Source organism: Thioclava litoralis (assembly GCF_045278885.1).
Classification (GTDB): domain Bacteria; phylum Pseudomonadota; class Alphaproteobacteria; order Rhodobacterales; family Rhodobacteraceae; genus Thioclava; species Thioclava litoralis.
Genome location: NZ_CP135443.1, coordinates 2752788 through 2776124, shown reverse-complemented (window position 1 = coordinate 2776124; position 23337 = coordinate 2752788). Strand labels below are relative to the sequence as shown.

The window sequence follows — 23337 nt, the reverse complement described above, 5'->3', positions numbered from 1 at the left end:
TATGTGATGCCCGAAGGTTAATTAGCCACAAGAGGTATGGCATATGCGTCGGGTTGTCGTCACAGGTCTTGGAATGGTGTCTCCGCTGGCTTGCGGTGTCGAGGAAACTTGGTCGCGTTTGCTGGACGGTCAGTCGGGGGCAGGCCCGATCACGCGCTTCGATGCGTCCGAGGTCGTCACCAAATATGCCTGCGAAATTCCGCGTGGTGACGGGACCAACGGAACATTCAATCCTGATGACTGGATGGCCCCGAAAGAGGCCCGCAAGGTTGACGAATTCATCCTGTACGGGATGGCGGCTGCCGATCAGGCTGTGAAAGATGCCGGCTGGGCGCCGCAAACCGACGAAGAGCGCGAGCGGACCGGCGTGATGATCGGTGCCGGGATCGGTGGCCTCAAGGCGATTGCGGATACCGCCGTTCTGATCAAGGAGCGCGGGCCCAAACGTGTCTCGCCCTTCTTTATTCCGTCGGCGCTGATCAACCTCGTTTCGGGACAGGTCTCTATCAAGCACGGCTTCAAGGGCCCCAACCACGCGGTGGTCACGGCCTGTTCGACGGGGGCGCATGCCATCGGGGATGCGGCGCGTCTGATCCAGTGGGGCGATGCCGATGTGATGGTGGCGGGCGGTGCCGAAAGCCCGATCTGCGAGATCGGGATTGCGGGGTTCAATGCCTGCAAGGCCCTCTCGACCAAGGCCGAAGACCCGACCAAGGCTTCGCGCCCCTATGATGCCGATCGCGACGGTTTCGTGATGGGCGAGGGCGCGGGGATTGTGGTTCTGGAAGAATATGAGCACGCCAAAGCGCGCGGTGCCAAGATCTATGCCGAGGTGATCGGCTATGGTCTGTCGGGCGATGCCTATCACATCACCGCACCTTCGGAAGATGGCGATGGCGGCTTCCGCTCGATGAAAATGGCGCTCAAGCGTGCGGGCATTACCGCCGACCAGATCGATTATATCAACGCGCATGGCACCTCGACCATGGCCGACACGATCGAGCTGAAAGCGGTCGAGCGGCTGATGGGCGAGGCGGCGGCAAAGGCCACGATGTCCTCGACCAAATCCTCGATCGGCCACCTGCTGGGGGCGGCGGGTGCCGTGGAGGCGATCTTCTGTATTCTGGCGATCCGCGATCAGGTCGCACCGCCGACGCTGAATCTTGATAATCCCGCGGTGGAGACGCCGCTGGATCTGGCGCCCAATGCGCCGGTCAAGCGCGAGATCAATGTGGCTCTGTCCAACAGCTTCGGCTTTGGCGGCACCAATGCCAGCCTTGTGCTGCGCAAGGTGGCGGACTGATGTGGCGTAACATCACGTCGAATTTTCTGACGGCCATGATCGTCATCCTCGTCGCTGTGGCGGGGGTGGTGGCATGGGCCAAACGGGAATATGTGTCCGAAGGCCCGCTGTCGCAGGCGATCTGTTTGCGGGTGGATCAGGGCGATAGTTTCGTGAAGGTCTCGGATGATCTGAAGGCCAAGGGCGCGATTTCGTCGGGCTATATCTTCCGCACCGGTGCCGATTACACCGAAAAGGACGGCAAGCTGAAATTCGGTTCCTATCTCATCGAGCCGGGGTCGACGATGGAAGACATCGTGGATCAGATCACCCGTGGGGGGCCGTCCAGCTGTGGGTCGGAACTGATCTACCGTATCGGCGTCAACACCCAGACACTGGCGCTGCGCGAGCTGGATCCGGCGACGGGGATCTACGAGGAACTTGCCAAATATGATCCGGTGGCCGATCCCGAACCCGACGGGTTCAAGGAACTGGTCGATGAGAAAAACATCACCAATCACCGTGTTATTCTCGCCGAAGGGGCAACCAGCTGGCACATTGTTCAGGCGCTGAAATCCTATGATTTCCTGTCTGGCGATGTGAAAGAGGTCCCCGCCGAGGGAAGCCTTGCGCCGCAAAGCTATGTGGTGACCAAGGGCGAGGACCGCAATGCGCTGATCGCACAGATGCAGACGGCGCAATCCGAAATCCTGAACACGGCTTGGGCCAATCGGGCCGAAGGGCTGCCCTACAAGACGCCGGAAGAGGCGCTGACCATGGCCTCTATCGTCGAGAAAGAGACCGGCGTGACGGCGGAGCGTCCCGAAGTGGCGAGCGTGTTTATCAACCGGATCGAGAAGGGCATGCGGCTGCAGACCGACCCGACGGTGATCTATGGGGTGACCAATGGCAAAGGGTCGCTCGGGCGTGGGTTGCGTCAGTCCGAGCTGCGGGCGAACAGCCCTTATAACACCTATGTCATCGCAGGTCTGCCGCCGACGCCGATTGCCAATCCGGGTAAGGCCGCGATTGAGGCGGCGCTGAACCCTGATTCCACCGACTACCTGTATTTTGTGGCCGATGGCACGGGCGGGCATGCTTTTGCCAGCACTTTGGCCGAGCATAATGCCAATGTTGCCAAGTGGCGCGCGATCGAGGCGCAACGGGCAAAAGAGGCGGGTGGTAACTAATTCCAGCCAATCGCGATTGGGAAAACCGGGCCAGGCGCCCGGTTTTTCTTTGCGCAACGTGCGCTGGCTGGGTGCAACCTAGGCGCGATTTCCTTTGACAGTCAGAGCGTTGCATGGCATCACTTATGGCATGCTAGGAGAAGTGGGCAAGACGCCGCGGGGTGACCCGTTGGGCGTCTTTTTCATTTTGCTCGTGCGGAGTCACACCACATGAGAGGCGGATTACAGGAATGAAAGTGACTTCCGTTGATTTGGAAGGGGCATCTTCGGTCGAAGCACTGGAGATGGCCGGAGCGATGTATCGCGATGTGGCCGAGGAGCTGGCCGTTGCGATGGAGGGTCTGAGGCAGGGGGAGCTTGCCGAGGCCAAGACAGCACGGGCCGCCGTGCGTGATTTGCGCGCGGCGTTGCAACTTTTGCTTGAGGAAAGGAACCGCGTTGAGAAACTCCGCAGAGAGGCTGCCGGGGTCGTCGAAGGACAGCACCTCGACTTTGATGCAGCCAGAACTGAGATCGGGCGCCGCTTGGCTTGCCTCCGCGACGCCTCAGGACGTTGACGCCTTTCTGGACGGGCTGGACGAGAATTCTCTTCTGGCCCTTCCGTGGCTGTTCGAGTTCTGGGCCTTGCCTCACCAGTTGCCGCCGATGGGGGACTGGAAAAGCTGGGTAATTATGGGAGGGCGCGGCGCGGGCAAGACCCGCGCCGGTGCCGAATGGGTGCGCTCGCAGGTAGAATCCTCCACGCCGCTGGATGCGGGTAAGGCCTCGCGTGTGGCTTTGGTGGGGGAGACCTATGATCAGGTGCGTGACGTGATGATCATGGGGGACAGCGGGATCATCGCCTGTTCGCCGCCCGATCGGCGTCCGACATGGGAGGCCTCGCGCCGCAGGCTGGTCTGGCCGAATGGCGCGATGGCGATGGCCTATTCGGCGCATGACCCCGAGGCTTTGCGCGGGCCGCAGTTCGATGCGGCTTGGGTGGATGAGCTGGCCAAGTGGAAACGCGCCGAGGATACGTGGGACATGCTGCAATTTGCTCTGCGTCTGGGGTGGCATCCGCAGCAGGTGGTGACCACCACGCCGCGGGATGTGGCGGTGCTGCGGGCGATCATGAAGAACCCTTCGACCGTGGTGACCCATGCGCCGACCGAGGCCAATCGCGCCTATCTGGCCGAGAGCTTTCTGGCCGAGGTGCAGGCGCGTTATGCTGGCACCCGTCTGGGGCGGCAGGAGCTGGAGGGCGTTCTGCTGGAAGATATCGAGGGAGCGCTTTGGTCGACGCAGATGCTTGAGGCTTTGCGGATTGATGAGGTGCCTGCGCTTGACCGGATCGTGGTGGCGCTTGATCCGGCGGTGACGGCGGGGTCGGCTTCGGATGAATGCGGGATCATCGTGGCGGGTGCTGTCACCAAGGGGCCGCCGCAGGATTGGCGCGCCTATGTCTTGGGTGATCTGAGCATCGGCGGCAAGCCTACCGATTGGGCCAAGGCTGCGATTGCCGCGATGGAGCGCTTCGGGGCCGACCGTCTGGTGGCCGAGGTCAATCAGGGCGGTGATCTGATCGAGGGCGTTTTGCGGCAGGTCGATCCGCTGGTGCCCTTCCGTGCGCTGCGTGCAGGGCGCGGAAAGGGGGTGCGTGCCGAGCCGGTGGCCGCCCTTTACGAGCAGGGTCGCGTCTACCACGACCGCAAGGCCAGCCTTGGCAAGCTGGAGGACCAGATGTGCCAGATGACGGTGCAGGGCTATCAGGCGAAAGGCTCTCCGGACCGGCTGGATGCTTTGGTCTGGGCTTTGACGGAATTGATGATCGAACCTGCCGCCCATTGGCGCAGGCCACAGGTAAGACGGTTGTGATGCGAAAAGGGGTCGGTGTTCCGGCCCCTTTCGTTTTGGCCCGCTTGGTCGGGGAGCACTAGAGATAAGGAGATCTGCATGGGGCTGAATATCTTTCGTAAGGGGCCTGCGCCCGGGACAAAGCCCGAGACAAAAGCGGTGCGCGGTCGCCCTGTGTCTTTGTCGGGTGGCTCGGGGCGGGTGATCTGGAGCCCGCGCGATACGGCCTCGATGACGCGGCAGGGCTTTGTCGGCAACCCCATCGGTTTTCGCTGTGTGAAGCTGATTGCCGAGGCAGCCGCCGCGCTGCCGCTGATCTGTCAGGATGCCGAGCGCCGCTATGAGACGCATCCGGTGATCGACCTTCTGCGCCGTCCGAATGGGGCTCAGGGGCAGGCCGAGTTTCTTGAGGCGCTATTCGGCCAGATGCTGCTGACCGGTGACACCTATATCGAAGCCGTGGGCGAAGGCGCCGATGTGCCGATGGAGCTGCATGTCTTGCGCGCCGATAGGATGAGTGTTGTGCCCGGCGAAGACGGTTGGCCCGTGGCCTATGATTACACGGTGGGCGCGCGAAAGCACCGCTTTGATCTGACGGGCCATCCCGATCCGATCTGCCATATCCGCACCTTCCACCCGCAGGATGATCACTACGGGCTGTCTCCGATGCAGGCGGCGGCGGTGGCGGTGGATGTCCATAACAGCGCAAGCCATTGGTCGAAGGCGCTGTTGGATAATGCTGCGCGGCCCTCGGGGGCGATCATCTATAAGGGGGCCGATGGCCAGGGGGTTCTGAGCCCCGACCAATATGACCGGCTGACCTTCGAGTTGGAGGCCAATCATCAGGGCGCGCGCAATGCGGGCCGTCCGATGCTGCTGGAGGGTGGGCTTGACTGGAAACCCATGGGGTTCTCGCCCTCGGATATGGAGTTCCATGAGACCAAGATCGCCGCCGCACGCGAGATTGCCGTGGCCTTCGGGGTGCCGCCGATGCTGTTGGGCATTCCGGGCGATGCGACCTATGCCAATTACGCCGAGGCCAATCGGGCCTTTTTCCGGCTGACCGTGCTGCCTTTGGCCACGCGGGTGACGGCGGCGCTTGCGTGGTGGCTGTCGTGCTTTCTGGGCGCGCGCATCGAGCTGCGTCCTGATCTGGATCAGGTGCCCGCGCTGGCCTCGGAACGCGATGCGCAATGGCAGCGCGTGGGCGAGGCGAGCTTTCTGACCGCTGCCGAGAAGCGCGTTCTTCTGGGGTTGCCGCGTCAACCGGAGGAGTAAGCCATGCCGACTGGAGGCTCGCGCTTTCTGAAAGAGCCGTTCGATCTGCATGAGGAACGGTTCAACGCGACGGAGAAGATTATGGAGCTGCAATTCGATCAGGTGGAACGCCGGTTGCAGCGCATTGAAGCGATGATCGAGGGGCTTGAGCGGCGTCTGTGGATGGCGGTTTACGGCGTTGTGGCCGTGGTGCTGTCGCAGGCGGTCTACGGGCTTCTGGATATGGTGCCGCATTAGGAGGGCTGAATGGAGCAAATGACACTGGGGCTGGAGTTCAAATCGGTGCGCACCGATACGCCCAGCACCCTGAAGGTGACCGAGGACCGGATCGAGGGCTATGCCAGCCTTTTCGGCCTGCCTGATCAGGGCGGCGATGTGGTCTGCCCGGGCGCCTATACCGATTGTCTTGCGCGGCTTGCGCAGGAAGGCCGCCGCGTGGCGATGCTCTGGCAGCATGACCAGACGCAGCCCATCGGCGTCTGGGAAGACATCCGTGAAGATCGCACCGGCCTATTTGTGCGCGGCTATCTTCTGGAGGATGTGACCCGTGCCCGTGAGGCGCGTGCGCTTCTGGCGTCGGGGGCGATGGACGGGTTGTCCATCGGCTACCGCGTGGTGCGGGCGCATCGCGACGGGCAGGGCCAGCGGATGCTCACCGAGCTGGATCTTTGGGAGGTGTCTTTGGTGACCTTCCCGATGCTGAAGGAGGCGCGGGTCGCCGCCAAAGCGATGTCCGAAGGGGCAGAGCTTTCACATCTGGCACGGGCGCTGCGTGCGGCCGCGTCGCAACTGGCGGGTAACTGACCCCGCGCTTTCGATCTTCGTGAAACATTGAGGAGAGACAATGACCCCCGACAAAAGCGTCTTTGGGGAGCGGACAGCTATGTCCGACGGGGCCCCGATCGTGGCCGAGGTGCACTCGGCCCTTAGCGAATTTGTGAAGGAAGCCAAGGGCTTCCAAAACGAAATGACTTCACGCATTCAAAAACAGGAAGAGCGTCTGACCATGTTGCAAACCAAATCCATCCAAAATCGTCCGGCCCTGTCCTATGCAGCGCAAGAGACCGCCCCCCATGTGAAGGCCTTTGATGCCTATCTGCGTTCGGGCGATGATGACGGTCTGCGCGGTCTGGTTGTCGAGACCAAGGGGCTGAACACGGCCGTTGCCGCCGAGGGGGGCTATCTGGTCGATCCGCAGACCAGCGATACCATCCGCTCGATCCTTGGCTCGACCGCCTCGATCCGCATGATCGCCAATGTGGTGCAGGTCGAGGCCACCAGCTTTGACGTGCTGGTCGATCATGGCGAGATCGGTTCGGGCTGGGCGTCGGAGACCGCGAACCTCACCGAGACGAGCACGCCGCAGATCGACCGGATCTCGATCCCGCTCTACGAGCTTTCGGCCATGCCCAAGGCCAGCCAGCGTCTGCTGGATGATGCGGCCTTCGATATCGAGGGCTGGCTTGCGGGCCGTATTGCCGACCGTTTCGCCCGTGCGGAGGCTGCGGCTTTCGTGAATGGCGACGGGGCAGATAAGCCCAAGGGCTTTCTGGCTCATCCGGCTGTGAATAATGAAAACTGGGCTTGGGGTAGTCTGGGCTATGTGGCGACCGGCGTTGCAGGGGATTTCTCGGCCACGGCGGCCGCAGATGCGGTGGTCGATCTGGTTTATGCACTTGAGGCGGAATATCGCGCCAATGGCAGCTTCGTGATGAATTCCAAAACCGCAGGGGCCGTGCGCAAGATGAAGGATGCTGATGGCCGCTTCCTATGGTCGGACGGTCTGGCTGCGGGCGAGCCTGCGCGCCTGATGGGCTATCCGGTGCTGATCGCGGAGGATATGCCCGATATCGCAGCGGATACCTATGCGATTGCTTTCGGCGATTTCCATCAGGGCTACACTATTGCCGAACGGCCCGATCTGCGTGTGCTGCGTGACCCCTTCTCGGCCAAGCCGCATGTGCTGTTTTACGCCTCCAAGCGAGTGGGCGGCGATGTCAGCGATTTCGCGGCGATCAAGCTTCTGAAATTTGCGGTCTCCTGAGGCGCGGGCGCGGCTGAGGCTGCGCTGACCCCGATCCGGGCTTCGGTCCGGATAAGGGCAGACGCGGTCTTTCTGCCGTCCGCCTAGCTGCTCCCTCCGTCCGAGCGGGTGGCGGAAGGCGGCGTCTGTCCGAGATGGCGCCCGTGGTCTTACGGGCGTCATCATCCCAATTTCGGAGGTGCTTTCCATGTTGAACGAAATAGTGCCGGTGACAAGCGACCGGCTTCCGATTGCGGCCCTGCGCGACCATCTGCGGCTGGGGCGCGGGTTTGCGGATGTGGGGGCCGAGGATGTGGCGCTTGAGGCCTATCTGCGTGCGGCGATTGCCTTGATCGAACAGCGTATTTCAAAGGCGCTTTTGACGCGCGGCTTTCTGCTGCGGCTGCGTCGCTGGGCCAATCCGCAGGCACAGCCTCTGCCTCTGGCACCGTTGACGGGCGTGACGCAGGTCGCTTTGCGCGGGGCCGATGAGGAGGTGGCGGTGCTGGACGCGGCGCGTTACCGGCTGATGCCGGATGGGGTGCGGCCCGTGCTGTTGGCGGTTGGGGGCAATTTTCCGCCCCTTGAGGACGGCGGACTGATCGAGATTTCGGTCGAGGCAGGCTTTGGGGTCATGTGGGAGAATGTGCCCGCAGATTTGCGACAGGCCGTGATGTTGCTGGCGGCCCATTATTTCGAGCACCGTCATGAAAGCGACCAGAGCGGCGCGCTGCCCTTTGGCGTAAACGCGCTGATCGAGCCTTGGCGCGTGGTGCGGCTGTTTGGTGGGAACGGGGGGCGGGGATGAGTGTGCCGAAGCTTTCCACCTGCCTCGTGCTGGAAGAACCGCAGAATGTCCCTGATGGTGCGGGGGGCCTGATCGAGACTTGGGTCGAACTGGGCGAGATCTGGGCGGCGCTCGATTTCGGCACCGGCACCGAGCGCGCCGATCAGCTGCGCGCGATCGCTGCGGTATCGGTGACGGTCACGGTGCGCTCGGCGCTGCCTTCCTCGCCGCGCAGGCCAACGGCCAATCAGCGCTTTCGGCTGGGCGATCGGGTCTTTCGTATTCTTGCCGTGGCGGAGGATGCCCCCGGTTACCTGCGTTGCTTTGCCCGCGAGGAGGTTGTGACATGAGCTATCTCTTGGCATCGGCCTTGCAGGCGGCGGTGTTTCAGGCGCTGTCGGGCGACGCGACGGTTGCCGAATTGAGCGGCGGAGCGATCTATGATGCCCAGCCTCTTGGTGCAACCGCCGGTTCGTATATCAGTCTCGGCCCCGAAGACGTTGTCGATATCTCGGATCGCAGCGGCCCGATTGCTCGGCATGATTTTACCATTTCGGTGGTGACGGATGCGGCGGGGTTCCAGGCGGCCAAGACCTTGGCCGAAGCGGTGAATGCCTGCCTGACACAGAGTGCGCTGACGCTTCCAGCGGGACGGGTGGCGGGGGTGTGGTTTCGCAAGGCCAAGGCGCGTCGTGTAGGGACCAATGCGACACGGCGGATCGATCTGACGTTTCGCGCCCTCGTCAGCCCCGAGTGACCGGACAGGCGCGTCCATATCTGGCTCCGATACGGGGCCTTTTTGCATTTCTAGGAGAGAAAAATGGCAGTCCAAAACGGAAAAGACCTGCTGGTGAAGCTCGATCTCAGCGGAGACGGACAGTTCCAGACGATCGCTGGCCTGCGCGCAACGCGGATCAGTTTCAACGCAGAGACGGTGGATGTGACCTCGCTGGAAAGCGAGGGGCGTTGGCGCGAGCTCTTGGGGGGCGCGGGGGTGCGTTCGGCCTCGATCTCGGGGTCGGGGGTGTTTCGCGATGCCGATACGGACGCGCGTGCGCGGCAGATTTTCTTTGATGGCGAGATCCCCGAGTTTCAGGTGATCATCCCCAGCTTCGGCATCGTGCAGGGGCCGTTCCTGATTTCGTCGATCGAATATGCGGGGTCGCATGATGGCGAGGCCACCTATGAGATGGCGATGGCTTCGGCGGGGGCGCTGAGCTTCATCGAGCTGACGGAGGAGTGATATGGCGAACCCTTGGGCAGGTGAGGTCGAGGTGACGCTGGACGGGGTGCCGCATACTGCCAAGTTGACCCTTGGCGTATTGGCGGAACTTGAGGCGCAGCTGGAGACAGAGACGATGCTGGATCTGGTTACGCGGTTTGAAAGCGGGCGGTTTTCCAGCCGCGATGTCTTGGCGCTGCTGGTGGCGGGGCTGCGCGGTGGTGGCTGGCGGGGACGGGCGGAAGATCTGCGCATGGTCGAAATCGGCTCTGGGCCGGTTGAGGCGGCCCAGCTTGCCGCACGCCTTCTGGCCCGCGCTTTTGGCGCGCCAGAAGAGCAATGATGCGCCGGTATGAGGCATCGGGGCGGCTGGATTGGCCGGGTCTGATGCGGGCGGGATTGGTGGGCTTGCGCCTGCGCCCGCAGGAGTTCTGGGCGCTGAGCCCTGCCGAACTGGCGCTGCTTCTGGGCGATATGCCCAAGGCGCGACCACTGACACGCGCGCGGCTGGAAGAGCTGGCGCAGGCATTCCCCGATCGTCGCGGACCTGAAGGAGAAAGTGATGGATGATACTGATTTCGATGCGCTGAGCGAAAGCGCGCAGGAACTGGAGACGGTTCTGGGCAATGTCGGGGTTCTGACGGGGGCATTTTCGAGCGAATTATCGAGCCTGCGTGACAGCATGGGGCTGACGTCTCGCGAGATCGGCACATTGTCGCGCCGTTTCTCGACCACGATCGGCAGTGCGTTTGAAGATGTCGTTTTTGATGGGGAGAGCCTGTCGAACGCGCTGCGCTCTGTTGCGCAGAGCATGTCGGATGCGGTTTATGCGGCGGCGGTGAAGCCGGTCAGCGACACGCTGGGCAGCACCTTGGCAAGCGGTGTTGCCTCTTTGGCTGGCGGTTTGATGCCGTTTGCCAATGGCGGGGCCTTCTCTTCGGGTAAGGTGCGCGCTTTTGCCAAGGGGGGCGTGGTCAGCGAGGCCACGGGTTTTGCGATGCGCGGCGGAATGGGGCTGATGGGCGAGGCGGGGCCGGAGGCGATCATGCCGCTGACCCGTGGCGCGGATGGTCGTTTGGGCGTGCAGGCACAGGGCGGGCGCGCGGTGAATGTGACGATGAATGTGACCACGCCGGATATTGCGGGCTTCAGTCGCTCGCGCGCGCAGTTGGCTGCCCAGATGAGCCGCGCTCTCTCGCGCGGGTCGAAAACGATGTGAGCCGTTTCAAGACAGTTTTCGGAGGAACAAGATGGCATTTCATGAAATCCGCTTTCCCGCCAGTCTGAGTTTCGGCTCGCTTGGTGGACCGGAGCGCCGCACAGAGATTGTCACCCTTGCCAGCGGCTATGAGGAGCGTAACAGCCCTTGGGCCCATTCACGGCGTCATTACGATGCCGGTGTGGGGCTGCGGTCGTTGGATGATGTCGAGGCGCTTCTGGCCTTTTTCGAGGCGCGGGCCGGACAGTTGCACGGGTTCCGCTGGAAGGATTGGGCCGATTACCGTTCGGCCCCTGCCAGCCGCGCGCTTGGATATGAAGATCAGGTGATCGGGACTGGCGATGGGAAAACCGTCGCCTTTTCTTTGGCTAAAACCTATCGCTCTGGCGATATCACCTATACGCGCCCGATCACCAAGCCGGTGGGGGCGACGGTGCTGGTCGGGGTGCAGGGCGGCTATCAGGCCGAAAGCATCGACTGGTCGGTGGACACGACAACGGGTGTGGTCACCTTTGCCGCTCCGCCCGAAAAAGGCGCGCGGGTAACGGCAGGCTTCGAGTTCGACGTGCCGGTGCGGTTTGACACCGACCGGATTCAGGTTTCGGTGCAATCGTTTCAGGCGGGAGAAGTGCCACAGGTGCCGGTTGTGGAGGTGCGCCTATGAGCTATTCCGCACAGTTTCAGGCCCATCTTGACACGAAGGCCACCACGATTGCGCGCGCATGGGCGGTGACACGGCAGGATGGCATCGTGATGGGGTTCACCGACCATGATCGGCCATTGGCGTTTGCTGGCCTGACGTTCCAGCCCGAAACCGGCATGTCGGCCAGCGCGCTGGGGCAATCTTCGGGGCTCTCGGTCGACAATTTCGAGGTTGTCGCGGCTTTGCGCGCTGATGCGATTACCGAAGACGATATCCGCGCAGGCCGTTACGATGGGGCCGAGTTGCGTAGCTGGCTTGTCAACTGGGCGGATACGTCCGAACATGCACTGATCTTTCGCGGCCATCTGGGGGAGCTGACGCGCAATGACGGTGCGTTTCAGGCGGAGTTGCGTGGCCTTTCTGACCGGCTGAACAATCAGGTCGGTCGGGTGTATCATCCGGCCTGCTCGGCGGTTCTGGGCGACGGGAAGTGCCGGTTTGATCCTTTGCAGGCGGGGTATTTTGTCGAACTGGCCGTGGAAGAGTGTGAAGGGGCGACACGGTTTTCGTGGCAATCCTTGACAGGCTTCGAGGATCGCTGGTTCGAACGCGGTCTGCTGACGGTTCTCGATGGAGCGGCTGCCGGTCTTTCGGGAGCGGTGAAATTTGACCGTCTGGCACAGGATGGTCGCCGCGTGATCGAATTATGGCAGTCCTTGCGTGCCGAGCTGGTGGCGGGCGACAGGGTGCGGATTGTTGCAGGCTGTGACCGGCGTGCCGAAACGTGCCGGTTGAAATTCGACAATTTCGTGAATTTCCGCGGGTTCCCGCATATTCCGGGGGAGGACTGGCTGGTGTCCTATCCGGTTTCTGGCGGAAATTACGACGGCGGGAGCCTCTTCCGATGACCGCCCGTTCCGAGGTCGTGTTTTTGGCGCGGGCATGGATCGGCACGCCTTACAGCCATCAGGCGTCCTGTCTGCAGGGGGGCACGGATTGTCTGGGGCTGATCCGCGGGATCTGGCGCAGCCTTTATGGCTGCGAACCCGAACTTCCGGCCCCCTATAGCGCGGATTGGGCCGAGGCGGGGGGCGCCGAGGCGCTTTGGCAGGCCGCCGCGCGTCATCTGGTGCCGGTTCAGGCCAATGACCCGTTCCGAATGGGGCAGGTTCTTCTGTTCCGTATGAAACCCCGTGCGGTGGCCAAGCATGTTGGCCTGCTCTCGGAGCGGGGGCCTTTGCGCTTTATTCATGCTTATGGCGGGCATGGGGTGGTGGAAAATGCCCTGTCCGCGCCTTGGCGTGCCCGATTGGTGGCGCGCTTCGACTTTCCGGATGTGAGGTGAGACATGGCAACGATCCTTTTGGGCGCGGCAGGCGCTGCGATTGGCGGTGGCTTCGGTGGCACGGTGCTGGGGCTTTCCGGTGCGGTCATCGGGCGGGCGGTCGGAGCGACCTTGGGGCGCGCCATCGACCAACGGCTTCTGGGAACCGGATCGCAAAGCGTTGAAACCGGGAAGGTCAGCCAGTTCCGCCTTTCCTCGGCAAGCGAGGGGACGCCCGTGCCGATGGTCTGGGGCGGGATGCGGGTGGCAGGACAGGTGATCTGGGCAACGCGCTTTCGCGAGCATGCCAGCACCAAGAAAAGCGGGAAGGGCACGGGCACGACCGTGTCGACAACAAGCTACAGCTATTCCGTCAGTCTTGCCTTGGCCTTGTGCGAAGGCGAGATCCTGCGGGTCGGGCGGATCTGGGCAGATGGCCAGATACTGGATACGGCAGGCCTTGATTTTCGTGTGTATACCGGGGCCGGGGATCAGGAACCGGATGCGAAGATACAGGCGGTCGAAGGGGCGGATGCCGCCCCGGCCTATCGCGGTATCGCTTATGTGGTTTTCGAGGATCTGGCGCTTGCTCCGTTTGGCAATCGCGTCCCGCAACTGACCTTCGAGGTGTTCCGCGCCGCCGCGCCGTCTGTGCCGCAGGAGATCGCGGGGTTTGAGGGCTGTGTCAGGGGGGTCGCGCTTATTCCCGGCACGGGCGAGTATTCTCTGGCGACGACCCCTGTCTATTTTGCGGGAGAAGAGGGAGGCTCAAGCAAGGTCATGAACCAGAGCGCCCCGGGCGGGCTTAGTGATTTCGCGACCTCTCTCGCGGCACTGAATGGTGATTTGCCGAATTGCGAAGCCGTTTCCCTTGTGGTGTCGTGGTTTGGTGATGACCTGCGCGCGGGTCAGTGCAAGATCCGCCCGCGGGTGAATGAAACCGCAGGAGACGGGAAAAATATGGCATGGTCTGTCTCGGGGGTGGGGCGCGCCGAGGCCGGAAAGGTTGCCCATACCGCCGAGGGCGATCTTTATGGGGGCACGCCCGCCGATGCTGCGGTGATCGAGGCCATTCGGGCCTTGCGAGCTGCGGGAAAATTCGTGACCTTCTATCCCTTCATCCTGATGGAGCAGATCGCGGGCAATGCACGTCCCAATCCGTGGTCGCCGACCGAGGAACAGCCCGCTTTGCCGTGGCGCGGACGGATTACGACAGACATCGCCCCCGGACTGGAGGGCTCGACCGATCGTAGCGCGGCTGCTGCGCAGGACGTTGCGGCCTTTTTCGGGGAGGCCGCACCAGAATCCTTCGCGCCGGAGGGGATGACGCTGCGCTATAGTGGTGCCGAAGAATGGTCCATGCGCCGTTTCATTTTGCACTACGCCCATCTTTGCGCGCAAGCGGGTGGGGTAGATGCGTTTTGCGTGGGCACCGAAATGTGCGCCCTGACCCAGATCCGTGATGCCGAGGACGGGTTTCCTGCCGTCGAAGCCTTGCGCCGTCTGGCAAATGACGTTCGCGCTATTCTGGGCGAGACTTGTAAAATCGGCTATGCGGCGGATTGGTCGGAATATTTCGGATATAATTCGCCGGATGGAAACCGCTACTTCCATCTGGATCCGCTCTGGGCAGATAGTGCCATCGATTTTGTCGGCGTCGATAATTATCTGCCGCTTGCCGATTGGCGTGAGGGCGAAAACCATGCCGATGCGGCATGGCCTGCCATCCACGATCTGGGCTATCTGCAAAGTAATATCGAGGGTGGAGAATACTATGACTGGTATTATGCGACCGATCTCCATCGGCAGATGCAGATCCGCACGCCCATCACCGATGGGGAGGGCGAACCCTGGATCTGGCGGGCGAAGGATTTCCGTAGCTGGTGGCAGAACCGTCATTATGAGCGGATCGACGGGCTGCGGGAGGAGGAGCCGACGGCATGGATCCCGCAGATGAAACCGATCTGGTTTACCGAATATGGCTGTGCGGCGATCGATAAGGGGGCCAACCAGCCCAACAAGTTTCTGGACCCGAAAAGCTCTGAATCCATGCTGCCCCATTTTTCCAACGGGCGGCGCGACGAGCTGATCCAGATGCAATATGTGCGGGCGATGGAGGGGTGGTGGCAGGACCGTGCGCATAATCCTGTTTCCGAGGTCTATGAGGGGCCGATGATCGATATGACCAAGGCGCATGTCTGGTGTTGGGACGCGCGGCCTTGGCCCGAGTTTCCCTCCCGTGACGATCTCTGGAGCGATGCCGAGAATTACGCGCGCGGGCATTGGCTATCCGGTCGCGCGGTGGCGCAGCCGCTGGCGCGTGTTGTGGCCGAGATCTGCGCGATGGGTGGCGTGACGGCGGTGGATGTGTCGGGGCTGCGTGGCTCTGTGCGCGGATATAGTGCGCAATCGGGGGAGTCCCCGCGGGCAATGCTGCAAACGCTTATGCTGGCCTATGGTTTCGATGCGGTCGAGCGCGACGGAGCACTGCATTTTATCATGCGGAGCGGTCAGGTGAGCCGGGCTCTTGCCGATACGGATTTTGCTTTGCAGGAGGACGAGAGCACGCTGACCCGCATTCGTGCTTCCGAGGCGGAGATGTCGGGCAGGGTGCGGCTGTCCTATATCGAGGCAGAGGGAGACTATGCCACCCGTGTGGTCGAGGCGATTGCGCCGCAGGAGACCGATCAGGGCAGCAATAGTGCCAGTGAGGTGAATGCCGCATTGCATCGTCCGCAGGCAGTGGCCACGGTTGAACGCTGGCTGGCAGAGGCGCAGATGGCGCGGGATGTCGTGCAATTCGCGGTGCCGCCCTCCTTGACGGGGCTCGGGGCGGGGGATGTCATCGCGATCGAGGAAGAGCGGTACCGGATCGACCGTGTCGATCTGGCGGGGGCGGCGACAATGGAGGCCGTCCGGATCGAGGCGGGGCTTTACGAGCCGTCCGATGCGGCCGAGGCGGATGTCTCCACGACGCGGTTTTACGCGCCTGTGCCGGTGACGGCGCAGTTCATGGATCTGCCGCTTCTAACCGGAGAGGAAGTGCCCTATGCGCCGTATCTGGCGGTGACCGCCAGTCCGTGGCCCGGAACGGTTGCGGTATTCGATGCGGTGAGTGATGCCGATTACCAGTTGAATGCCACGCTGACGCGCCGTGCGACGTTCGGGCGTAGTCTGGGGGCGCTGAATGCGGCCCGCGCGGGGCTATGGGACCGTGGGGCGCCGCTGCGGGTTTCGCTTGTTTCGGGGGAGCTGCAATCGGCCAGCGAAGAACAGCTATTGGCCGGAGCGAATGCAATGGCCATCGGCGATGGCAGCAGTGACAACTGGGAGATCTTCCAGTTCGCGCAAGCTGAACTGGTCGGCAATAATACATGGGATCTGAGCCTGAGGTTGCGCGGCCAGCTGGGCACCGATGCGCTGATGCCCGAAATCTGGCCGGAAGGTTCGGTGGTGGTGGCACTTGATGGCAATCTCGATCAGATCACGCTGGCGCAGGCACAGCGCAATATTTCCCGCCATTATCGTATCGGATCGGCGCGGCGCAGCTATGACGACCCGAGCTATGTGCATCTGAACGAGGCGTTCAAAGGCAATGGCCTGCGTCCCTATGCACCGTCGCATCTGCGGGTGTCCAAGGCGACGGAAGACTGGAGTATAGGCTGGGTCCGGCGTACGCGTCTGAACGGTGATCCCTGGCTGGAGCAGGAGGTGCCGCTTGGCGAATTGCATGAACGATACAGGCTGCGTCTTCTGACCGAGACCGGTGCCGTGCTGCGTGAGGTTACGCTTGAGGCACCGAGTTGGATATATACTGCGTCCCAGCGTCAGGCCGATCTTGCGAGCGGTTCTGCGTTGGTGCTTGAAGTGGCGCAACTGAGTGATCTTTACGGAGCGGGATTGCCGGCACGACTGGCACTCGGACTTTGACGGGCGGGGCATCGGATGGCGGACAAAGAAAGGTTTGTGACCGATGTTAAGGACTTTTCTCTATTTTGCACTTGGTTTATCTCTGGTCGGCCTCCATGTGGTATTGTGCTAGAGCATGCCTGTGAAGGTGAGCCCGCATTTGCTGCGCAAAGGAGACGTCATGGCTGAGCCCCAAGTCAGAATTGCCACCGTTGATCCTGTCTGGGAGCGGATCTGTACCGAGGCGCGCGCGGCCGTTCAGAACGAGCCGCTTCTTGGATCGCTGATCCATGCCGGTCTTTTGCATCACCCCACTTTCGAGAGGGCGCTGTCTTTCCGGTTCTCGTTGAAACTGGCGTCGAACGAAATGAGCGAGCAGATCCTGCGCGAAATTGCGGATGATGCCTATGCGCAGGCCCCCTATCTGATTGCGGCAGCGCGTGCCGATCTGGTTGCGGTTTACGAGCGCGACGCGGCTTGCCACCGTCTGATGCAACCCCTGTTGTTTTTCAAGGGTTTTCAGGCGCTGCAATCCTACCGGATAGCCCATTGGCTGTGGTCGGAGGGGCGTAAGGACATGGCCTATTACGTCCAGATGCGTACCTCCGAGATGTTCGGTGTCGATATTCACCCCGCTGCCCGCATCGGGCAGGGCGTGATGATCGACCATGCGCATTCTATCGTGATCGGCGAGACGGCTGTGGTCGGGGATAATGTGTCGATGCTGCATTCTGTCACGCTGGGCGGGACCGGCAAGGAAGAGGAAGACAGACATCCCAAGATCGGCAATGGCGTATTGATCGGGGCCGGTGCCAAGGTGCTGGGCAATATTCGGGTGGGAGACAATTCCCGCATCGCGGCAGGGTCGGTCGTGTTGAACGAGGTGCCGCCGTGTAAGACGGTCGCAGGGGTGCCCGCCCGCATCGTGGGAGATGCCGGTTGCAGCCAGCCGTCGGTATCAATGGATCATCTTTTGGAAAAATAGCACGATTTGTGAGAGCGTCAGCCCGCGTGGCGGATGTTTGCTATATGAAAAACGGGCTACCGGTTATGCCGGTAGCCCGTTTTGTTTTTGTTACAGCAGGCGTTTGCACCCCTGCCGCGCACTGACCTATCAGGCCAGCATCGTCATCGGGTTTTCGAGGTTCTCGACGATGATCTTCAGAAGATCCGCGCCAAGCGCCCCGTCGATCACACGGTGATCGACCGACATGGTGACCGACATCACGGTGGCCACTTCGATCTCGCCTTCGGCATTCACCACCGGCTTTTTCACACCACCACCCACGGCAAGGATGCCGGCATGGGGCGGGTTCACGATGGCGTCGAAGTTATCGATACCGAACATGCCAAGGTTGGAGATCGCGAAGGAGCCGCCCTGATATTCATGCGGCGCAAGCTTGCGGTCGCGGGCACGTTTGGCCAGATCCTTCATCTCGGTCGACAGCGCCGAGAGCGACTTCATATCGGCGTCTTTCAACACCGGCGTGAAGAGGCCGCCCTCAATCGCCACAGCCACAGCCACATCCGAAGGCTTCAGCTTCAGCACGCGGTCGCCCGCCCAGACAGCATTCGCATCCGGCACGGCTTGCAGTGCTTGGGCGACGGCTTTGATGATGAAGTCATTCACCGACAGCTTGATCCCACGGCCTTCCAGCTGCTTGTTCAGCTGCGAGCGGAACTTCAGCAGGGCATCCAGCTTGATGTCGCGGCGCAGGTAGAAATGCGGGATCGTTTGCTTGGCTTCCGACAGGCGCGCGGCAATCGTCTTGCGCATCCCGTCCAGCTTGACCTCTTCGAACTCGCGGCCTTCATACATCTTGATGACGGCATCGGCAGAGGGGCCAGCGGGGGCTGCTTTGGCGACAGGCGCCTCGGCTTTGGCCGGAGCAGCTTCGGCCTTGGGCGCAGCGGTTGCACCTTCGACATCCGCCTTCACGATACGGCCTTTGGGGCCCGAACCCGCGATAGTCGCCAGATCCAGACCTTTCTGGGCCGCGATACGGCGGGCCAGCGGCGAGGCGAAGATACGCTTGCCGTCTTTTGCAGGAGCCGCAGGCGCCGGTGCCGCAGCAGGTGCGGCTGCGGCCTTGGGGGCCTCTGCAGGCGCTTCCGCCTTGGCAGGGGCTGCGGGGTTCGACGCGGTCTCGATGGCCGAGGCGTCTTCGCCCTCTTCCAGCATGACGGCGATGGGCGTGTTGACCTTCACGCCTTCGGTGCCTTCCGCGATGAGGATCTTGCCAAGCACACCCTCGTCAACCGCTTCAAACTCCATCGTCGCTTTATCGGTCTCGATTTCCGCGATGATGTCACCGGAGGCGACAGTGTCGCCTTCCTTCTTGAGCCAGCGCGCCAGCGTGCCTTCTTCCATCGTCGGAGAAAGGGCCGGCATCAGGATTTCAGTTGCCATCTCTGGATCTCCTTAGCGATAGGTGACTTTTTTCACCGCAGCGATGACTTCATCGGTGGTGACAAGAGCCAGTTTCTCGAGGTTGGCGGCGTAGGGCATCGGCACGTCTTTACCGGTGCAGTTGATCACGGGCGCATCGAGGTAATCGAAGGCGCGTTCCATGATGACAGCCGACAGGTGGTTGCCGATGGAGCAGACGGGGAAGCCTTCTTCCACGGTGACGCAGCGGTTGGTCTTCATGACCGAGGCCAGCACGGTGTCGTAATCCAGCGGACGGATCGAGCGCAGGTCGATGACCTCTGCCGAGATACCTTCCTCTGCCAGCTTCTCTGCCGCTTCCAGCGCATAGGTCATGCCGATACCGAAGGAGACGATGGTGACATCGGTGCCTTCGCGCCAGACTTTCGCCTTGCCGATCGGAACGGTGAAATCATCCATCACCGGCACTTCGAACGACTTCCCGTAGAGGATCTCGTTTTCAAGGAAGATGACGGGGTTCGGATCGCGGATCGCCGATTTCAGCAGGCCTTTTGCATCGGCTGCCGAATAGGGCTGAACGACCTTGAGGCCCGGGATCTGCGCATACCATGCGGCGTAATCCTGGCTGTGCTGCGCACCCACGCGGGCGGCGGCGCCGTTCGGGCCACGGAACACCATCGGAGCACCCATCTGGCCGCCCGACATGTAAAGCGTTTTCGCGGCCGAGTTGATGATCTGGTCAATCGCCTGCATGGCGAAGTTGAAGGTCATGAATTCGACGATCGGACGCAGGCCACCGAAAGCGGCACCGACTGCGATACCGGCAAAGCCATGCTCGGTGATCGGCGTGTCGATCACGCGCTTGGAGCCGAATTCGTCCAGAAGACCTTGGCTGATTTTATAAGCGCCTTGGTATTCGGCCACTTCCTCGCCCATCAGATAGACGTTCTCGTCGCCGCGCATCTCTTCGGCCATCGCATCGCGCAGAGCTTCGCGGACCGTCTGGGTCTTCATCTCGGTACCTTCGGGCCAATCCGGCGTCGTATTCGGCGCAAGAGGCGTATCCGGCGTGTCGTCTTTGGCCGCGGCGGGAACCGAAGCCGGGGCAGGGGCTGCCTCTGCCGCAGGTGCCGAAGCCGATGCGATATCATCCGCCGATTCGCCTTCTTCCAGAAGAACCGCGATGGGGGTGTTCACTTTCACGCCCTCGGTGCCTTCTTCGATCAGGATCTTGCCCAGCGTGCCTTCATCGACCGCTTCGAATTCCATCGTCGCCTTATCGGTTTCGATTTCTGCGATGATATCCCCTGCGGAGACGGTATCGCCTTCTTTCTTGAGCCAGCGCGCCAGAGTGCCCTCTTCCATAGTGGGCGACAGGGCGGGCATCAGGATTTCAGTTGCCATTCTTCTCTTCCCTCTCAGGCGTTCTGCGGTGCCGCGTCGGCATAGATGTCGGTCCAGAGTTCTTCGAGCGCGGGCTCGGGGCTTTCTTTCGCGAATTCAGCCGACTCGTTGACGATCGCCTTGATGTCCTTGTCGATGGCCTTCAGGTCATCTTCGGTGGCATGATTGCCGGTCAGCAGCAGTTGGCGGACATGCTCGATGGCGTCACGCTCTTCGCGCATCTTCTGCACTTCGTCGCGCGAGCGGTATTTCGCGGGGTCCGACATCGAGTGACCGCGGTAACGGTAGGTCTTCACCTCGAGGATATAGGGGCCTTTGCCCGCACGGCAGTGCGCCACGGCCTTTTCGCCAGCCGCTTTGACCGCCAGAACATCCATGCCGTCGACTTCCTCGCCCGAGATGCCATAGGCCTCGCCGCGTTTCCACAGCGCCGGGGATTTGGTCGAACGGGCGACCGAGGTGCCCATTGCATACTGGTTGTTCTCGATGACGAAGACGACCGGAAGATCCCATAGCTGCGCCATGTTATAGGTCTCGTAAACCTGACCCTGGTTGGCCGCACCATCGCCGAAATAGGCGAAGGTCACATTGTCATTGCCCTTGTACTTGTCCGAGAAGGCAAGACCTGCGCCAATCGGAACCTGCGCACCAACAATGCCGTGGCCCCCATAGAAATGCTTCTCTTTCGAGAACATGTGCATGGAGCCGCCTTTGCCTTTCGAATAGCCGCCCTCGCGGCCCGTCAGCTCGGCCATCACGCCCTTGGCGTCCATGCCGCAGGCAAGCATATGCCCGTGGTCGCGATACGAGGTCACGCGCTTGTCGCCCTCTTTCGCGGCGGCCTCAAGGCCCACAACAACAGCCTCCTGACCGATGTAAAGGTGACAGAAGCCACCGATCAGCCCCATGCCGTAAAGCTGGCCTGCCTTCTCTTCGAAGCGGCGGATCAGCAGCATGTCACGATAGTAGCTGAGAAGCTCGTCCTTGGAGACGTTCGCACCAGCCTTGGGTGCGGTCCCCGAACTCTTGCGAGCAGCCATAGGCATCCTCCCTAAAAGCGGATAGTTCAGTATTAAACCATCTCTAGCGGAAAGCATCTGCAAAGACAATCACCGCGATATGCAACAGTGTCTTCTGCGGGCATAAAGTGATGGTATGTGGAGAAGGATGACGCAAAAAACCCGCAAGGCAAGCTTGCGGGTTGCTAAAAATGTCCACATTTCGGGCGCTTTAGCGAATGACGACCTCGTCGCCACGCACCAGTCCAAGGATATTGCGCGCCTGCTCGTCCAGAAGGTCGAGGTCCAGATAATCATCCGACAGGCGATGCGTCAGATTCGCCATACGCTTGACCTCGTCGCGCAGTGCGTCGCGCTTTTGCGTCATGTCGGTGATTTCGGCCTCGATCTGCACCCGCTTGAAGATCCCGTAAGATCCCTGCACGGCGGCAAAGGTGAAATATGCCGCCAGCACGAAGGCGATGGAAAAGAAGATCAGCGGACCGACCGCCCGGTTTTTCTGCTGCATGTTCTGCCTATATCGGGCGCGCAAGGGCGCCATTTTGCTCTGCCAGTTTTTTGCGCGTTCTGCGCGGCCTCTTGTCGGGCCTGAGATCCGACTATGCCACGAAGCGCCCCGCTTCGCCTAGGCATTTTTGCATGGAAAGGGGACCGGAACAGAAAAAGGCGCCCCCTTTGGGACGCCTTGCAAGCTTGGGCCGGGTCTCGGCACGGGATCTTATTTGCTGACCGTTGCCGAAACGATGTAATCGGGGTCATCGACCAAGCCGTTTTTCGCGGGATCGCCCTTCTTGATCTGGTCGACGATATCCATGCCTTTGATGACATGGCCGACAACCGTGTACTGCCCGTTCAGATGCGGCGCATCCGCGAACATGATGAAGAATTGCGAATTGGCGGAATTCGGCGATTGCGAGCGTGCCATGCCGACAATGCCGCGCACGAATTTGCGTTTCGAGAACTCGGCCGGAAGGTCGGGCTTGTTCGAACCGCCCATCCCCGCCATCTCGATCTGCGAAGAGCCGCGCTTGCCAAATTGCACATCGCCCGTCTGCGCCATGAAGCCGTCGATCACGCGGTGGAACACCACGTCATTATACGCGCCTTCCTTGGCCAGCTCTTCCAGACGTTCCGCCGCTTTGGGGGCGACATCGGGCAGCAGGTCGATGACGATCTCGCCCTGAACCGAGCCGCCGATCTCCAGCGTCAGATTCGGGCCGGGCCCGTCGGGCGCGGTGTCTTCGGCATAAGCGCCAGTGGTCATTGCCCCGGCACCCATCGCAATCAGGGCTGCCGCAACAAGATTACGCATCGGCGGCCACCGTGACTTTGATCATGCGGTCGGGATTCGCCGGCGGTTCACCGCGCACGATCTTGTCGACAAATTCCATTCCGGAGATCACGCGGCCATAAACGGTGTATTGGCCGTTCAGGAAGTGGTTGTCCGAGAAGTTGATGAAGAACTGCGAGTTGGCCGAGTTCGGATTCATCGAGCGGGCAGCCCCCAGCGTGCCGCGATCATGCGGAATACGCGAGAATTCTGCGGGAAGGTCGTCATATTCGGACCCGCCGGTGCCTGCGCGGCCCGGATTGTAGTCTTTTTCCATATTCGCATTCGCCACGTCGCCGGTTTGCGCCATGAAACCGTCGATCACGCGGTGGAAGGCCACGTTGTCATAGGCACCGTCGCGGGCCAGCTGTTTCATACGCTCGGAATGCTTCGGCGCGATTTCGGGCATCAGCTCGATAACAACGGGACCATCCTTCAATTCGATGATGATGGTGTTCTCGGGGTCTTTATATTCGGCCATGAGG

Annotated in this window: 26 protein-coding genes; 20 read left to right on the top strand and 6 right to left on the bottom strand. The window is 61.6% G+C overall.

All coding sequences use genetic code 11. The features are described from left to right. Nucleotides 1-43: 43 nt before the first annotated feature. From fabF to cysE, 20 genes are all read left to right on the top strand, one after another. Nucleotides 44-1303, top strand: a complete 1260-nt coding sequence (fabF, locus tag RPE78_RS13650) for a beta-ketoacyl-ACP synthase II (protein WP_339107470.1) — start codon at nucleotides 44-46, stop codon at nucleotides 1301-1303. After that, nucleotides 1303-2472, top strand: coding sequence for an endolytic transglycosylase MltG (gene mltG / locus RPE78_RS13645; protein ID WP_339107469.1), 1170 nt, complete (start codon nucleotides 1303-1305; stop codon nucleotides 2470-2472). Before fabF ends, mltG begins: the two co-directional genes overlap by 1 nt. Nucleotides 2473-2702: 230 nt before the next feature. Next, nucleotides 2703-3029 carry a hypothetical protein gene (locus RPE78_RS13640; protein WP_406720863.1) on the top strand — a complete coding sequence of 109 codons (327 nt, stop codon included), beginning with the start codon at nucleotides 2703-2705 and terminating at the stop codon, nucleotides 3027-3029. After that, nucleotides 2968-4326: a DNA-packaging protein gene (locus RPE78_RS13635; RefSeq protein ID WP_406721665.1), complete on the top strand. Its 1359-nt coding sequence runs from the start codon at nucleotides 2968-2970 to the stop codon at nucleotides 4324-4326. Before RPE78_RS13640 ends, RPE78_RS13635 begins: the two co-directional genes overlap by 62 nt. Before the next feature lie 78 nt (nucleotides 4327-4404). Beyond that, nucleotides 4405-5583, top strand: coding sequence for a phage portal protein (locus tag RPE78_RS13630; protein WP_406720862.1), 1179 nt, complete (start codon nucleotides 4405-4407; stop codon nucleotides 5581-5583). 3 nt (nucleotides 5584-5586) lie between these two features. Beyond that, entirely contained in the window at nucleotides 5587-5820 is a 234-nt protein-coding gene (locus tag RPE78_RS13625) for a hypothetical protein (RefSeq protein ID WP_339107465.1), read from the top strand. 9 nt (nucleotides 5821-5829) lie between these two features. Continuing rightward, nucleotides 5830-6387 (top strand): HK97 family phage prohead protease, encoded by a 558-nt coding sequence (locus RPE78_RS13620; RefSeq protein WP_406720861.1) that lies wholly within the window; start codon nucleotides 5830-5832, stop codon nucleotides 6385-6387. A gap of 40 nt (nucleotides 6388-6427) precedes the next feature. Next, complete coding sequence (locus tag RPE78_RS13615; protein WP_406720860.1) at nucleotides 6428-7627, top strand: phage major capsid protein; 1200 nt, start codon at nucleotides 6428-6430, stop codon at nucleotides 7625-7627. Between the two features lie 187 nt (nucleotides 7628-7814). Further along, entirely contained in the window at nucleotides 7815-8414 is a 600-nt protein-coding gene (locus RPE78_RS13610; protein WP_339107462.1) for a head-tail connector protein, read from the top strand. Continuing rightward, complete coding sequence (locus tag RPE78_RS13605; protein WP_406720859.1) at nucleotides 8411-8743, top strand: head-tail adaptor protein; 333 nt, start codon at nucleotides 8411-8413, stop codon at nucleotides 8741-8743. Before RPE78_RS13610 ends, RPE78_RS13605 begins: the two co-directional genes overlap by 4 nt. Beyond that, nucleotides 8740-9150, top strand: coding sequence for a DUF3168 domain-containing protein (locus tag RPE78_RS13600; RefSeq protein ID WP_406720858.1), 411 nt, complete (start codon nucleotides 8740-8742; stop codon nucleotides 9148-9150). The genes RPE78_RS13605 and RPE78_RS13600 overlap by 4 nt, the downstream gene beginning before the upstream one ends. A 63-nt stretch (nucleotides 9151-9213) precedes the next feature. Continuing rightward, a complete protein-coding gene (locus RPE78_RS13595; protein ID WP_339107459.1) occupies nucleotides 9214-9636 on the top strand; it encodes a phage major tail protein, TP901-1 family in 423 nt (140 codons plus the stop codon). Between the two features lies 1 nt (nucleotide 9637). Then, a complete protein-coding gene (locus RPE78_RS13590; protein ID WP_339107458.1) occupies nucleotides 9638-9958 on the top strand; it encodes a gene transfer agent family protein in 321 nt (106 codons plus the stop codon). After that, nucleotides 9955-10185: a rcc01693 family protein gene (locus RPE78_RS13585; protein ID WP_406720857.1), complete on the top strand. Its 231-nt coding sequence runs from the start codon at nucleotides 9955-9957 to the stop codon at nucleotides 10183-10185. Before RPE78_RS13590 ends, RPE78_RS13585 begins: the two co-directional genes overlap by 4 nt. Further along, nucleotides 10178-10834 (top strand): phage tail tape measure protein, encoded by a 657-nt coding sequence (locus tag RPE78_RS13580; protein WP_406720856.1) that lies wholly within the window; start codon nucleotides 10178-10180, stop codon nucleotides 10832-10834. The genes RPE78_RS13585 and RPE78_RS13580 overlap by 8 nt, the downstream gene beginning before the upstream one ends. Before the next feature lie 31 nt (nucleotides 10835-10865). Continuing rightward, a complete protein-coding gene (locus RPE78_RS13575; RefSeq protein WP_339107455.1) occupies nucleotides 10866-11498 on the top strand; it encodes a DUF2460 domain-containing protein in 633 nt (210 codons plus the stop codon). Beyond that, nucleotides 11495-12385 (top strand): DUF2163 domain-containing protein, encoded by an 891-nt coding sequence (locus RPE78_RS13570; protein WP_339107454.1) that lies wholly within the window; start codon nucleotides 11495-11497, stop codon nucleotides 12383-12385. The genes RPE78_RS13575 and RPE78_RS13570 overlap by 4 nt, the downstream gene beginning before the upstream one ends. Beyond that, nucleotides 12382-12822, top strand: coding sequence for a peptidase (locus tag RPE78_RS13565; RefSeq protein ID WP_406720855.1), 441 nt, complete (start codon nucleotides 12382-12384; stop codon nucleotides 12820-12822). The genes RPE78_RS13570 and RPE78_RS13565 overlap by 4 nt, the downstream gene beginning before the upstream one ends. Nucleotides 12823-12825: 3 nt before the next feature. Further along, complete coding sequence (locus tag RPE78_RS13560; protein WP_406720854.1) at nucleotides 12826-16731, top strand: glycoside hydrolase TIM-barrel-like domain-containing protein; 3906 nt, start codon at nucleotides 12826-12828, stop codon at nucleotides 16729-16731. A gap of 160 nt (nucleotides 16732-16891) precedes the next feature. After that, a complete protein-coding gene (gene cysE / locus RPE78_RS13555) occupies nucleotides 16892-17695 on the top strand; it encodes a serine O-acetyltransferase (protein WP_339107451.1) in 804 nt (267 codons plus the stop codon). Nucleotides 17696-17824: 129 nt separating this feature from the next. On the opposite strand, the gene RPE78_RS13550 is transcribed toward cysE, so the two are convergent. The 6 genes from RPE78_RS13550 to RPE78_RS13525 form a co-directional block, all read right to left on the bottom strand. Beyond that, a complete protein-coding gene (locus tag RPE78_RS13550; RefSeq protein ID WP_406720853.1) occupies nucleotides 17825-19120 on the bottom strand; it encodes a pyruvate dehydrogenase complex dihydrolipoamide acetyltransferase in 1296 nt (431 codons plus the stop codon). A 12-nt stretch (nucleotides 19121-19132) separates the two neighbouring features. Further along, entirely contained in the window at nucleotides 19133-20503 is a 1371-nt protein-coding gene (locus RPE78_RS13545) for a pyruvate dehydrogenase complex E1 component subunit beta (RefSeq protein ID WP_406720852.1), read from the bottom strand. 14 nt (nucleotides 20504-20517) lie between these two features. Further along, nucleotides 20518-21543, bottom strand: a complete 1026-nt coding sequence (gene pdhA, locus RPE78_RS13540) for a pyruvate dehydrogenase (acetyl-transferring) E1 component subunit alpha (RefSeq protein ID WP_339107448.1) — start codon at nucleotides 21541-21543, stop codon at nucleotides 20518-20520. Between the two features lie 190 nt (nucleotides 21544-21733). Beyond that, entirely contained in the window at nucleotides 21734-22030 is a 297-nt protein-coding gene (locus tag RPE78_RS13535; RefSeq protein WP_339107447.1) for a septum formation initiator family protein, read from the bottom strand. Between the two features lie 210 nt (nucleotides 22031-22240). After that, nucleotides 22241-22834, bottom strand: a complete 594-nt coding sequence (locus RPE78_RS13530; RefSeq protein ID WP_406720851.1) for a peptidylprolyl isomerase — start codon at nucleotides 22832-22834, stop codon at nucleotides 22241-22243. Further along, nucleotides 22827-23333, bottom strand: a complete 507-nt coding sequence (locus RPE78_RS13525) for a peptidylprolyl isomerase (protein WP_339107446.1) — start codon at nucleotides 23331-23333, stop codon at nucleotides 22827-22829. The genes RPE78_RS13530 and RPE78_RS13525 overlap by 8 nt, the downstream gene beginning before the upstream one ends. Nucleotides 23334-23337 lie beyond the last annotated feature (4 nt).